The 12,678-nt window shown below is 71.2% G+C and carries 13 protein-coding genes; 8 read left to right on the top strand and 5 right to left on the bottom strand.

Annotation, left to right across the window (positions count from 1 at the left end; all coding sequences use genetic code 11):
• Positions 1-16: 16 nt before the first annotated feature.
• Genes ACTJJZ_RS08785 through ACTJJZ_RS08775 form a run of 3 tightly spaced genes read right to left on the bottom strand, consistent with a single transcriptional unit; the run spans position 17 to position 2,624 of the window.
• Positions 17-1,009, bottom strand: coding sequence for an ABC transporter ATP-binding protein (locus tag ACTJJZ_RS08785; RefSeq protein ID WP_440720802.1), 993 nt, complete (start codon positions 1,007-1,009; stop codon positions 17-19).
• The gene (locus ACTJJZ_RS08780; protein WP_440720801.1) at positions 1,006-1,803 is read right to left on the bottom strand and encodes an ABC transporter permease; all 798 of its coding nucleotides are present in this window, start codon (positions 1,801-1,803) and stop codon (positions 1,006-1,008) included. Before ACTJJZ_RS08780 ends, ACTJJZ_RS08785 begins: the two co-directional genes overlap by 4 nt.
• Positions 1,800-2,624, bottom strand: coding sequence for an ABC transporter permease (locus tag ACTJJZ_RS08775; RefSeq protein WP_440720800.1), 825 nt, complete (start codon positions 2,622-2,624; stop codon positions 1,800-1,802). The genes ACTJJZ_RS08780 and ACTJJZ_RS08775 overlap by 4 nt, the downstream gene beginning before the upstream one ends.
• 161 nt (positions 2,625-2,785) lie before the next feature.
• Here ACTJJZ_RS08775 and ACTJJZ_RS08770 point away from each other — a divergent pair, with 161 nt between their 5' ends.
• The 7 genes from ACTJJZ_RS08770 (at position 2,786) to ACTJJZ_RS08740 (ending at position 9,209) form a co-directional block, all read left to right on the top strand.
• On the top strand, positions 2,786-3,784 hold the full coding sequence (locus ACTJJZ_RS08770; RefSeq protein WP_440720799.1) for a LacI family DNA-binding transcriptional regulator: 999 nt from the start codon (positions 2,786-2,788) through the stop codon (positions 3,782-3,784).
• Between the two features lie 140 nt (positions 3,785-3,924).
• The gene (locus ACTJJZ_RS08765) at positions 3,925-5,343 is read left to right on the top strand and encodes a dihydrolipoyl dehydrogenase family protein (protein WP_440720798.1); all 1,419 of its coding nucleotides are present in this window, start codon (positions 3,925-3,927) and stop codon (positions 5,341-5,343) included.
• Positions 5,344-5,564: 221 nt separating this feature from the next.
• The gene (locus tag ACTJJZ_RS08760; RefSeq protein WP_440720797.1) at positions 5,565-5,897 is read left to right on the top strand and encodes a DUF427 domain-containing protein; all 333 of its coding nucleotides are present in this window, start codon (positions 5,565-5,567) and stop codon (positions 5,895-5,897) included.
• Positions 5,898-5,910: 13 nt separating this feature from the next.
• The gene (locus ACTJJZ_RS08755; RefSeq protein ID WP_440720796.1) at positions 5,911-6,837 is read left to right on the top strand and encodes an ABC transporter ATP-binding protein; all 927 of its coding nucleotides are present in this window, start codon (positions 5,911-5,913) and stop codon (positions 6,835-6,837) included.
• A 1-nt stretch (position 6,838) separates the two neighbouring features.
• Complete coding sequence (locus tag ACTJJZ_RS08750) at positions 6,839-7,525, top strand: ABC transporter permease (RefSeq protein WP_440720795.1); 687 nt, start codon at positions 6,839-6,841, stop codon at positions 7,523-7,525.
• A complete protein-coding gene (locus ACTJJZ_RS08745) occupies positions 7,522-8,256 on the top strand; it encodes an ABC transporter permease (protein WP_440720794.1) in 735 nt (244 codons plus the stop codon). Before ACTJJZ_RS08750 ends, ACTJJZ_RS08745 begins: the two co-directional genes overlap by 4 nt.
• Positions 8,257-8,291: 35 nt before the next feature.
• Positions 8,292-9,209, top strand: a complete 918-nt coding sequence (locus ACTJJZ_RS08740) for an ABC transporter substrate-binding protein (protein ID WP_440720793.1) — start codon at positions 8,292-8,294, stop codon at positions 9,207-9,209.
• A 99-nt stretch (positions 9,210-9,308) separates the two neighbouring features.
• On the opposite strand, the gene ACTJJZ_RS08735 is transcribed toward ACTJJZ_RS08740, so the two are convergent.
• The gene (locus tag ACTJJZ_RS08735) at positions 9,309-10,079 is read right to left on the bottom strand and encodes a dienelactone hydrolase family protein (protein WP_440720792.1); all 771 of its coding nucleotides are present in this window, start codon (positions 10,077-10,079) and stop codon (positions 9,309-9,311) included.
• Between the two features lie 294 nt (positions 10,080-10,373).
• Here ACTJJZ_RS08735 and ACTJJZ_RS08730 point away from each other — a divergent pair, with 294 nt between their 5' ends.
• Positions 10,374-10,841: an Lrp/AsnC family transcriptional regulator gene (locus tag ACTJJZ_RS08730; RefSeq protein ID WP_440720791.1), complete on the top strand. Its 468-nt coding sequence runs from the start codon at positions 10,374-10,376 to the stop codon at positions 10,839-10,841.
• Positions 10,842-10,874: 33 nt separating this feature from the next.
• Here the strand turns inward: ACTJJZ_RS08730 and ACTJJZ_RS08725 are convergent, their stop codons facing one another.
• A complete protein-coding gene (locus ACTJJZ_RS08725; protein ID WP_440720790.1) occupies positions 10,875-12,491 on the bottom strand; it encodes a PucR family transcriptional regulator ligand-binding domain-containing protein in 1,617 nt (538 codons plus the stop codon).
• Between the last annotated feature and the right edge of the window lie 187 nt (positions 12,492-12,678).

Below are 12,678 nucleotides of genomic sequence, written 5' to 3'. Positions count from 1 at the left end.
TCCTTTCGGGAGCAGGTCAGTCGGTGACGGGGATGAGGTGAGAGGCACGGGCCGTGACGGTCACGGCCTGTCCGGGAGTGAGCCGCGGCGCGCCCTCGGCCCGCACGTGCGAGCGCAGCAGGATCGGCTCGGGCCCCTCGGCCTCCACGGTGGTCAGGATGTCGACGCCGCGGTAGGCGATGTCGCGCACGGTGCCGGGCAGGGACAGCCCTCCCGGCGCAGGGGCCGAGCCGGCCACGACGACCACGTGCTCGGGGCGGACGGTCACCAGTCCCTCCGCGGTCTGCACGAAGTTCTCGTAGCCGAGGAAGTCCGCGACGAAGCGGTTCGCCGGGGAGCTGAAGACGTCCGACGGCGCCCCCTGCTGCATGATCCTCCCCGCGCGCATGAGCACCATCTCGTCGCTCATCTCGAGAGCCTCGTCCTGATCGTGGGTCACCAGCACGACGGTCAGCCCGGTCTCGTGCTGGATGCGCCGGATCTCCGCGCGCATCTGCACGCGCAGGCGCGCATCGAGGTTCGAAAGCGGCTCGTCGAGCAGCAGCAGCTTCGGGCGGATGGCGATCGCGCGGGCGAGCGCGACGCGCTGCTGCTGGCCGCCGGAGAGGGCGCGCGGCCTGCGCTGCGCCAGGTGTGCGAGGCCGACCAGTTCGAGGCTCTCTGTGGCGTGGACGTCTCGTTCCCTCCGGCCCATGCCGCGGAGCTTGAGGCCGTAGGCCACGTTCTCCGCCACGGTCATGTGCGGAAACAGGGCGTACGACTGGAAGACCATTCCGAGCCCGCGCTTCTCCGGCGGTGTGCGGGTGGCGTCGACGCCGTCGATCAGGATGCGCCCGCTGGTCGGTCGCGTATAGCCGGCGAGCATCCGCAGCGACGTCGTCTTGCCGCATCCGGACGGGCCCAGAAGCGTCGTCAGCTTGCCGGCGGGGATGGCGAGGTCGATGCCGTCGACGGCGGTGAAGTCGCCGAAGACCTGGGTGACCGATTCGAACTGGGCAGCGGCGTTCATTTGTTGATGCCTCCGAAGATCTTGGCGAAGCCCACGGTCTTCTCGGCCAGGATGGCGATGACGATCGTGACGGCGAGGATGAGGGTTGATGCCGCGGCGACCATGGGGTCGTAGCTCTGCTGCACGTAGTCGAGCATCGTGACCGGCAGGGTGCGGGTCGTCCGGCTCTGCAGCAGCAGCGACAGGGGCACGTTGTTGAACGAGGTGATGAAGCTCAGCAGCGCGGCGGAGAAGATCCCCGGGCGCAGGATCGGCAGGGTGATCGTCCAGAACGTCCGCCAGGGGGACGCGCCGAGACCGCGCGCCGCCTCCTCGAGGAACGGATCCGCGCCTGCCACCGCCGCACCGGTCACACGCACCGCGTAGGGCAGCAGCAGCGCCGTGTGCCCGATGAGCAGGACGAACCAGTTGTCGACCCGGAAGGCGACGATGAGCTGCTGGAACAGCGCGAGGCCGACGACCAGTTCCGGCACGATCAGCGGCGAGAGGAACAGGCCCTCCACGATCCCCTTGCCGGGGAGCCTGCCGCGGTGGATCGCCAGCGTGGCCGGCACGCCGACCAGCAGCGCGAGGAAGGTGGCGATGAGGCCGATCTCGAGGCTCGTCACCAGCGACCCCACGAACGGCTGATACCCGAGCGCGGCGCCGAACCAGTGCAGCGAGAATCCGTGCGGCGGGAACTGCAGGGTGGATCCCTCCGTGAACGAGACGGCGACGACGAACAGGATCGGAACGATCATCACGATGTAGCCGGCGACGGCGAACGCCGTGGCGACGGGGCGCGAGGTCTTCACGAGGTGGCCCCCTTCCGGCCGATCACCGAGGACACCGCCGAGACCGCGAAGACCAGGATGGTCATGATCAGGGCGGTCGCGCTGGCTCCGGCCCAGTCGATGGTGACGCTGGCGTAGTTGAACAGCTGCGTGGAGAGCACGCGGTTGGCGGATCCGCCGAGCAGATACGGCGTCGTGTACGCCGTGACGGATCCGGCGAAGACGAGGGTCGAGCCTACGACGAGGCCGGGAAGGGAGAGCGGCAGCACGACGTCCCAGAAGGTGCGCGTGCGCGACGCCCCGAGTCCGCGCGCCGCGTCATCGAGGCCCGCGTCGACCTGCGACACCGCGGAATAGCAGGTGATGATCGCGAGGGGCAGGAACAGCTGGGTGAGGCCGAGCACGACCGCGAGCGGTGTGTACAGCAGCTGCGGCGCCTTGTCGACCAGCCCGAGGCCGGTGAGGAGCTGGCCGATCGCCCCGTTCGAGCCCAGCACGACGAGCCAGCCGAACGTGCGCACGACGTTGCTCAGCAGGAGCGGGAAGATCGCCAGCGCGAGCAGCACGCCGGACCACTTCGATGCGGTGCGCGCGAGGAGGTAGGCGATCGGGAAGCCGAGCACCACGCAGACCGCGGTGACGACGAGGGCCAGCAGCAGGGTGCGTCCGATGATCGCGAGGTCGTAGGGATCCGTGAGCATCGTGATCATGCGCGCGAAGATGTCGAGCGTCTTGGTGCGCGGGGGTGCCAACAGCATCGCGAGCGAGGGGATGAGGAACCCGACGAGCAGGAACGCGAGCCCCGGCAGCAACAGCAGTGTCGGCGTGAGTCTGCTCCGCATCGAATCTCCCTTGATCGTCTGCAAGTACTGTAACCGGTTACATTGCGCCATGCAATGAGAAGGATCAACTGTTACGGATCAGGCTTCTCACGCCCTGTGGAATTTAGGTAACCGGTTGCAGGATCCGACTCGGTAAGCTTGCCGAAAGAGAAGGAGCACCCATGGCCACGATCGCGGATGTGGCGCGGCTCGCCGGCGTGTCCAAGGCCACCGCGTCGCGCACCTTCACGCGCCCCGAAGTCGTGACGGCCGAGACGGCCCGGCGGGTGCACGCCGCCGCCGAGAAGCTCGGCTTCGTCGTGAACAACGCCGCGAGGCTGCTCGCGGGCGGCCGCAGCGGGATCCTCGCACTCGTGGTCCCGACCCTCGACAACAGCTTCTTCACGCCCATCATCGCCGGCGCCCAGACCCGGGCGGATGCCGAGGGATACCAGCTCACGGTGGTGGTGCACCCGCTCGAGTCGGCCTCCGAGATCCCCGCGTTCGAGCGGCTGAGACGGCAGGCCGACGGCCTCGTCGTGCTCGCGCCGCGCGGTTCGGACGAGTTCATCCGCGCCGCGCTGGGAGACGCTCCGGCTGTGCTCGTGGACCGCGAGATCGAGGGGATCCCCTCCGTCATCGCCGACTCGTCCTCCGCGTTCGGCGCCCTCGTCGCGGGCCTCATCGCCGCCGGTCACCGCCGGATCGTCTATCTGGGCGGGCCGGCGGGATCGTGGCAGGACCGTCAGCGGACCGCCGCGGTCCGCGCCGCCGTGGCCGGAACCGAGGCCGAGCTCACGGTGCTCGGGCCCTATGACTCCACGATCGCCGCCGGGATCGAGGCCGCGGCCGCGGTACGCGAGAGCATTCCCACCGCCGTGGTCCCCTATGCGACCGCGCTCGGCCTCGGCGTGCAGTTCGCGTACTTCGTCGCGGGCGAGCAGCCTCCGCTGGTCAGTTCGGAGCGCGCGATCGAGCGTGCGCTGGGACGCGACGACGCCCCGGCGATCGACGCCGACGGTCAGGAACTCGGCCGCATCGGCACGGAGATGCTCATCCGCCGGATCGCTGCCCCGGATGCGCCGGCGGGCAGAGTGCATATCGATGTCGCGCTGGACCTCGGGCGGGCACTGTCCTCTGCCGCTCTCGGGGATGCCGAGGCCGGCGCTCCGCGATCCTGAGGCGCCCGCGCAGGATCCCCGAGCGCCTCCGGTCCGACGATCGGGAGGAATCCGCGCCGCGCGCCGCCCGTTCTGGAAAGGTGGGAGGTGGCCGGGCGGACGCTCTGCTCCGCGCCCACCCTGATCGAGAGGCGGATCGCATGACCGACGAATACGACCTGATCGTGCTGGGCGGCGGTCCGGTGGGCGAGAACGTGGCCGACCGCGCCGTGCAGGGCGGGCTGACCGCGGTGATCGTGGAGAGCGAGCTCGTCGGCGGCGAATGCTCGTACTGGGCGTGCATGCCGTCCAAGGCGCTGCTGCGCTCGCCGCAGGCGCTGCACGCGGCCCAGCACGTGGGCGGAGCGGCCGAAGCCGTGACCGGCGCCCTCGACGTGGCTGCGGTGCTGCGACGACGCGACGAGTTCACCAGCCACTGGAGCGACGACGGACAGGTGAAGTGGCTCGACTCCGCCGGCATCGACCTCGTCCGCGGGCACGGCCGGTTGAGCGGCGAGCGGCAGGTCGCCGTGACGACCCCCGACGGGGAGGAGCGGATCCTCACCGCCCGGCACGCGGTCGCCGTCAGCACCGGATCCGACGCCGCGATCCCGCCGATCCCGGGCCTGCGCGAGGCGAAGCCGTGGACCAGCCGAGAGGCGACCAGCGCGGAGGAGATCCCGGCCTCGCTCGCCATCATCGGCGGCGGCGTGGTCGCGGTCGAGATGGCGACCGCCTACGCCGCGCTCGGGTCGACCGTCACGGTGCTCGCGCGCAGCGGACTGCTCGGATCCGTCGAGCCCTTCGCCGGCGAACTCGTCGCGGATCGGCTGCGCGAGCTCGGCGTCGACGTGCGCACCGGCGTGGAGACCCTGTCGGTCGTGCGCGGCGCGGACGGGGTGACCATCACGACCGACGGAGGCGAAGTGCGCGCTGCGGAGGTGCTCGCCGCGACCGGGCGGACCCCGCGCAGCGAGGACATCGGCCTCGAGACCGTGGGGCTGCAGCCGGGGCGCTCGATCGCGACGGACGACACCCTGCGGGTGCCCGGCGTCGACTGGCTGTACGCGGTGGGCGACGTGAACGGCCGCGTGCTGCTCACGCACCAGGGCAAGTACCAGGCCCGCGCCGCCGGCGACGTGGTCGCGGCGCGCGCCCGCGGCGCAGCGGTCGACGACGAGGCCTGGGGCCGGCACGCGGCGACCGCCGACCATGCCGCGGTGCCGCAGGTCGTGTTCTCCGAGCCCGAGGTCGCGGCCGTGGGCGTCACCGAGGCCGCGGCGCGGAAGGCGGGACGCCGGGTCCGCGCGGTCGACGTGGAGTTCTCCTCGGTCGCCGGCGCCTCGCTGCACGCCGACGACTACCGCGGGCGCGCCCGCATGGTCGTCGACGAGGACCGGCAGGTGATCCTCGGCGTGACCCTGGTGGGCGACGACGTGGCCGAGCTGATCCACGCGGCGACCGTCGCGGTGGCCGGCGAGGTGCCGCTCGCCCGTCTCTGGCACGCCGTGCCGTCGTATCCGACCATGAGCGAGGTCTGGCTGCGCCTGCTCGAGGCCTACGGACGTCCGTCGGCCTGACGCCCCGCGCGCCCGGCCGGTTTCGAGGAGCGATGTCTGCGCGCTTCCGGCCAGGGACAGGACGAACATCGCTCCTCGAACGAGGACCGGATCCGGCACGGGGGAATCCGGAGGACGGCCTGCCTGTTTCTGATGTCGGAGGCCCCGCGTACTGTCGGTAGGGCGGTGTCGCGCCGCACGCGGAGAAGAACGTGTCGCATCGATTCCCCGGAGGGACGAGCATGCAAGCAGTATTCGAAGGAACCGTCATCGCGAACGCCGACGACGCCGACGTGGTGGTCATCGAGGGCAATCGCTACTTCCCGCCGACCTCGGTCGCGGAGGGCGTGCTCCAGGACAGCCCGACGCCGTACACGTGCCCGTGGAAGGGCGAGTGCCAGTACTACTCGATCCGGCTGGGCGAGCAGGACCACAAGGATCTGGCCTGGGCGTACCCGCACCCCTATCCCACGGCGATCGAGCGCGTCGGCGTCGACTTCTCCGGCTACGTCGCCTTCGACCGCGCCGTCACCATCCGCGAAGGCGACGTCCCCGAGGAGGGCGCGCTCCCCTGAGCGCGGGCCCGACATGATCGAGTTCCGCTCCGTCACGAAGACGTTCCCCGACGACACACGCGCGGTCGACGACTTCAGCCTGGTCATCCCGGCGCGGCAGACGACCGTGCTGGTGGGCTCGTCCGGATCCGGCAAGACCACGCTGCTGCGCATGATCAACCGCATGGTCGAGCCGACCTCGGGCGCCGTCGAGATCGACGGCGAGAGCGTGCTGCAGGGGGATCCGGTCGCGCTGCGTCGTCGCATCGGCTACGTGATGCAGAACTCCGGCCTCATGCCGCACTTCAGCGTGATCGACAACGTCGCCACGGTGCTGCGGCTGAACGGCGTCGCCCGGCGCGAGGCGCACGGGCGCGCCCGCGAGCTGCTCGACACGGTCGGCCTCGCACAGAACCTCGCCGACCGCTATCCGAGCCAGCTCTCCGGCGGCCAGCAGCAGCGCGTCGGCGTCGCTCGCGGTCTCGCGGCGGATCCGAACATCCTGCTCATGGACGAGCCGTTCGGCGCCGTCGACCCGATCGTGCGCACGGAGCTGCAGCAGGAGCTGCTGCGCCTGCAGCGCGAGCTGGGCAAGACCGTGGTGTTCGTCACCCACGACATCGACGAGGCCCTGCTGCTCGGAGACCGGATCGTCATCCTCGACAAGGCCGCCCGCATCGTGCAGCAGGGCACGCCGGAGGAGATCCTCGCCGCTCCGGCCGACGACTTCGTGGCCGCCTTCATCGGATCCGACCGCGGGCGCAGGGCGCTGCGCCTGAAGGAGACGCCGCACGGCACCGTGATCGTCGACGCCGACGGGCGCGCACAGGGGACCCTCGTGCAGTCCCCGGGTTCGCTGCAGGACGCGCATCCGCCGCGGGCCGCCGATGCGGTCGGCGCCGGCGAGGCATCGACGAGTGCTTCCGTGCCGCAGCCGGCCGACGAGGTGGCGGGCGGCTGACGTGACCTGGATCATCGACAACCTCGGGCTCATCCTCGATCGCGCGGGCCTGCATCTGCAGCAGAGCATGCTCGCCCTCGTGCTCGGGGTCGTCGTGTCGGTCCCCCTCGGATGGGTGGCCTGGCGGTATCGCCTGGTGCGCGCCCCTCTCATCGTCCTCACGGGCCTGCTCTACACGATCCCCTCGCTCGCGCTGCTGATCCTGCTGCCGGCTTTCCTCGGATACTCCGCGACCGAGCCGCCGAACCTCGTGGTGGCGCTCACGATCTACAACGTCGCGATCCTCGTGCGGGCCGTCGCCGACGGCCTCGACTCGGTCGACGACGACGTCCGCCGTGCGGCGACCGCGATGGGCTACGGCGCCGGCCGGCGGTTCTGGACGGTCGATCTTCCGCTGGCAGGTCCCGTGATCCTCGCCGGAGTCCGCGTCGCGGCCGTCTCCACGATCGCGCTGGCCACCGTCGGCATCCTGGTCGGGGTGGAGAACCTCGGCTACCTGTTCACGAACGGCTTGGACCGTCGGCTCATCGAGGAGGTCTTCGCGGGCGTGCTGGCCGTGATCGTGCTGGCGGTCGTGATCGACCTGCTGCTGGTGCTGCTCGGGCGGCTGCTGATGCCGTGGCAGCGCAGCGGCACCGCGAGGGCCCGGCGCTCCCGGCCGGCCGTGGCGGCGGGGGTCGCGGCATGAACCTCTTCGCCGACGCGATCCGCTGGCTGCTCGACCCCGAGCAGTGGACCGGATCCTATGCGCTGCCGGTCCTCTTCGGGCAGCACCTGCTCTACACCGTGGTCTCGGTGCTGGTCGCCGCCCTGATCGCCGTGCCCGCGGGGTGGCTGATCGGACACTCCGGCCGAGGGCGCGAGGTCGCGGTCGCGATCTCGGGCGCCGCGCGCGCGATCCCGTCGTTCGGGCTGCTGATCCTGCTCGTGCTGCTGTTCGGCGTGCTGCAGGTGCCTGCCGCCGCCCTCGTCACCTTCGTGCTGCTCGCGATCCCGTCGCTGCTCGCCGGCGCGTACACCGGCATCGAGGCGATCGACCCGCGGGTGATCGATGCGGCGAAGGCCATGGGGATGACGCCGTGGCAGGTGTTCTGGAAGGTGGAGTTCCGGCTCGGTCTGCCGCTGCTCATCGGTGGACTGCGCGCCGCGACCCTTCAGGTGATCGCGACCGTGACGATCGCCGGCTATGTGAATCTCGGCGGCTTCGGCTACCCGATCATCCAGGGCATCCCGCTCGGCCGCTTCGACGAGGTGCTCGCCGGAGCGCTCCTCGTCGCGGCGCTCGCCCTCGTCGCCGATCTCCTCTTCGCGATCGCCCAGCGCGCCGCCGTCCCCGCCGGGGTGCGCGCGGGCGGCGGACGCGCCGCCGGCGAGCCCCGCTCGCGGACGGGTCGCGCCCTGCGCGCGGCCCGCACCTGACCTGCACCGACTCCCCCACCGAAGAGAGGCACACCATGTTCACCGCTCGCATCACCCGCATCGCCGCCGCAGCAGCGGCCGCGGTAGCCGTCGCTCTCGCGCTCAGTGCGTGCAGCTCCAGCAACCCGCTCGACAAGCCCACCGCGTCGAGCGGATCCGGATCCGCCGGCACGATCGTGATCGGATCCCAGGCGTACTACTCGAACGAGATCATCGCCGAGATCTACGCGCAGGCGCTGGAGAAGGACGGCCTCAAGGTCGACCGCAAGTTCAACATCGGCCAGCGCGACGCCTACATGCCCGACGTGAAGTCGGGCGCGATCAACCTGTTCCCGGAGTACACCGGCAACCTGCTGGAGTACCTGGGCGGCAAGGCCGACACCAACAGCTCCGACGACGTGTACGCGGCGCTGAAGAAGGCGCTGCCGTCCGGCCTCGCGGCCCTCGACTACGCCAAGGCCGCCGATCAGGACACCTACACGGTGACCAAGGCCAACGCCGACAAGTACGGCCTCGACTCGATCGCCGATCTGAAGAAGCTCCCGGGCACGGTCACCGTGGGCGGAGCACCCGAGTTCGAGAAGCGCCCGTACGGCCCCGCCGCCGCGAAGACCGACTACGGCGTCGACCTGGCCTTCTCGGCCACGGGCCAGACCACGCTCGAGGCGCTGCGAGCCGGGACCGTGCAGGTCGCGGACATCTACTCGGCCGACCCGGCGTTCGCCAAGGGCGACCTGGTCGCGCTCAAGGATCCGAAGAACCTCATCCTGCCGTCGAACATCGTGCCGATCGTGAGCGCGAACGTCGCCGACAAGGTCTCCAAGGCGATCAACGCCGTGAGCGCCAAGCTCACCACGGAGGAGCTCGTCAAGCTCAACGTGCAGAGCACGGCGGACAAGAAGCAACCCGAGGACATCGCGAAGGCCTGGCTCAAGGATCAGGGCCTGAGCTGACGCAGGGACTCCGGCCAGGACGGCCCCGGGATCGGATCCCGGGGCCGCCCTGATGCGTCAGCGCGGCGGCGTCAGCGATGTGACGTCAGCGATGTGACGTCAGCGACGTGGCGTCAGGTGCCGCGCGAAGAACCGCCCGGCATCCTCGCCGGCGTGCGCGGGGACGCCGGTGTGGCCGCCGAGGTTCGCCTGCAGCGTTTTCTCCGCGGAACCGAACGCGTCGAACACGTCGAGGGCGCGCTGGCGGTCGTTGCCCTCGTCGTCCCACTGCAGCAGGACGTGGAGCGGGATCGTGACGCGGCGGGCCTCGTCGAACATGCTCAGCGGCACGTAGCTGCCCGCGAACAGCCCGGCAGCGACGATGCGCTCGTCGACGGCGGCGAGCCGGATGCCGATGGCGAGCACGCCTCCCGAGTAGGCGACGGGGCCGCCGATCTCGGGGAGGGCGAGCAGCTCGTCGAGGGCGGCCCGCCACTCCGGCACCGCCTTGTCGACGAGCGGGAGCACGAGGCGGTCGATGACCTCCTCGCTCGGCCGCTCGCCGGCGTCGAGCGCCTGCCTCAGTTCGGCCCTGGCGCTCTCGAGGTCGGGCAGGGCCGGTCGGTCGCCGTTGCCGGGCAGCTCGATCGCCACAGAGGCGAAGCCGAGCTCGGCCGCTGCGCGGGCGCGGCCGTCCAGGCGCGGGCGCATGCGGGCCAGTCCGGGTCCGCTGGGATGGCCCAGCAGGATCAACGGGACGGGCGCGGATGCGGAAGCGGATCCGGGCGTCCACAGGATGCCGGGAATGCCGTTGACGACGAGGTCGCGTTCGACGATGCCGTCGTCGCGCGGTCGTTCGGAGGTGAAGCGCAGTTCAGTGATGGTGTTCATGGTCGTGCCTTTCGGGAGTGCTCGTGATCGGCGCTCCCGGACGACCTATCGCCCGACCGTGACCTCGGAGAGGAGCACCCACGTCGATTCGTTCATGGGATCACCTCCTCTTCTCGTGCCAGCACGGCATCCGCGACGGTAGCACCTCCGGAGCCGCCGGTCGAGCCCGCCGGCTCCTCACTCGGCCGCATGGACACGGAGCGAGCCGGTGTCGGGCGACGAAATCAGTGAGAATCGGGGACGCATTCTGCGATATCTGTTGAAGTGCGCTCTCTCCGATGTCAGGATCGTGGCGTGAGTGACAAGCCGAAGCTGCCCGTGCTGGACGACGTCTCGAAGCGGATCATCGAGTTGCTGCAGGAGGACGGACGCCGGCCGTACGCGGAGATCGGGCGGTCGGTGGGCCTGAGCGAGGCGGCGGTGCGCCAGCGCGTGCAGCGCCTCACCGACAGCGGCATCGTGCAGATCGTCGCCGTGACGGACCCCCGTCAGCTCGGGTTCTCCCGCATGGCCATGCTCGGGATCCGCGTCGACGGCGATCCGCGGGTCGCGGCGGAGGCGATCGCGAACATTCCGGAGATCGCATACGTCAACGTGACCCTCGGATCCTTCGACATCCTCGCCGAGGCCGTCTGCGAGAGCGATGAGGATCTGGTCGAGCTGATCGCCGCAGGAATCCGCACCGTCGCGGGCGTCACGCACACCGAATGCCTTCTCTACGCGGGCCGGTACAAGGATCTGTACAACTGGGGAACCCGCTGACCTGCACTGACCCTCCCCCGCCGATCGGCGCGGTCAGCGCCCGTGCGCGAGCAGTGCCAGGTGCAACGCCGACAGTGTCTCTCCGTCGTCGAGGTCCGCACCGAGCAGCTCCGCGATGAGCGTGAGGCGCTGGTAGAACACGGACCGCGACAGATGCGACGCGCTCGCGGCCGCGGTGCGGTTGCCGGGGTGCGTGACCACCGCGCGCAGCACTCGGAGCAGGTCGCCGCCGGTCGCGTCGTCGTGACGGATGAGCGGGGTGAGCAGGCGCGCGCTGTGCTCCTGCAGGCGGTGGTCGCCGCTGAGCTCGGCGGCGAGCCGGGCGAGCGGTCGATCCGCGACGCGCAGCAGTTCCCCGCGTGCGGCCTGCCGGGCGAGGCGCTGCGCGACGGGCAGGGCGGCGAGCAGGCCGGCGGCGCCCGTGACCGGCTCGCTGACGGCCCCTGAGCTGAGCCGGGTGAGGATCCGCTCGGGAAGGTCCGATCCTGCGGGCAGCGACACGAGCAGGATCCGCTCGCCGCCGAGATCGGCGGAGAGGACCCGGTGGTCCTCCGATCCGCCGGGCCCTCCCGGTGCTGGATTCGGCGCAGGGCGCAGAGGATCATGCAGGGAACCGGCCGATTCGTGTGCAGCGCGACGGGGTGCGTGCAGGACGTCGCCGGAGTTCGCGCCGACGCCGCCCGCTGTCGCCTCCGACGGGGATCCCATCGCCAGGAACAGCGTCCGGCCGCGGACCGGGAACCCTGACGCCTCCAGTCTCGCCTCGACATCGGCGATGGTCACATACCGCTCCCCGAGCAGCGCCGCGATCAGCCCCTCCGCGCGCAACCGGGTCCAGGCGTCGTCGCCGTCGGCCAGTCGCGACAGCGCGAGTGCGGTGGCGGCCTGCTCCAGCACCGTCGCCGGACCTGCGGGGTGCGTCGGCCCGGGCAGTGCGACGAGCTCGCCCCACTGCGTCCCGCGGGCGGCGACGGGAACCCGCGTCCAGTCCGGCGGCAGGCGGCGCGACCGCCCTGCCCAGCCGGCGAGCACCTCGGCGTCGGTGAGGTCGAACGCGTCGGCGACCACGACCTCGTGCGCCAGATCCTCCAGCACGACCGGCGCGCGCAGCGCCCGCGCCGTCTCCCGCACCACGACCTCGATCGGAGCCCCGCGCAGACTCAGCCCGGTGAACAGCTCGTGCAGCCGCTGACGCTCCTGCAGTGCTTCGACCTGGCCCGCGATGATGCGGCGGTGCACCTCCTCGGTGACCGTGACGAACTTCACCTCGCGGTCGAGCGTCACGAGTGCGAGGTCTCGCGCGCGGCAGGCCGCGACGAGCGCGGGCGGCGCGACTGTGAACCGCGTGCCCAGCTCCAGCACGATGCCGGCGAGGCCCGCGCCGGCCAGTTCTTCGACGAACGTCTCCAAGGCCGCCGTCGCGCCCGGCCAGCCCGCGCCGGTGGTGAGCAGCAGCTCCCCGCCGTCGAGGAGGGCGGCGACGCGGTCGCTGTCCGAGACGTGCACCCAGCGCACCGGCACGTCGACGGATCCGGCCAGCACCTCGGGGATCCCCGCCTGCAGCGACGCGACCCGGAGGGCGTCCGCGACCGTCGGCAGGGCCCTCTCGACGCCCGCCGCGCGGCCCACCCGGCCGGCGGAGGTGCTCATCCCGGCGTTCCGATGCGCGTGGGACGGCGGCGGAAAGGGCAGGGATGGCGGTCCGTCGACACGGGTGCGGGGACCGGCGAGAAGGCGTCCGGACGATCTGTCCGGTTTGCGGCGAAGTCCAGACGATCTGCGGGCACGGATCCATCCTCCACCTTGCCAGCATGGGAGAGCAAGCCCGGGGCGCATC

Origin of the sequence: Microbacterium sp. 22242 (assembly GCF_052045495.1) — a bacterium.
Lineage (GTDB): Bacteria > Actinomycetota > Actinomycetes > Actinomycetales > Microbacteriaceae > Microbacterium.
This window is presented reverse-complemented; position numbering and strand designations above follow the sequence as displayed.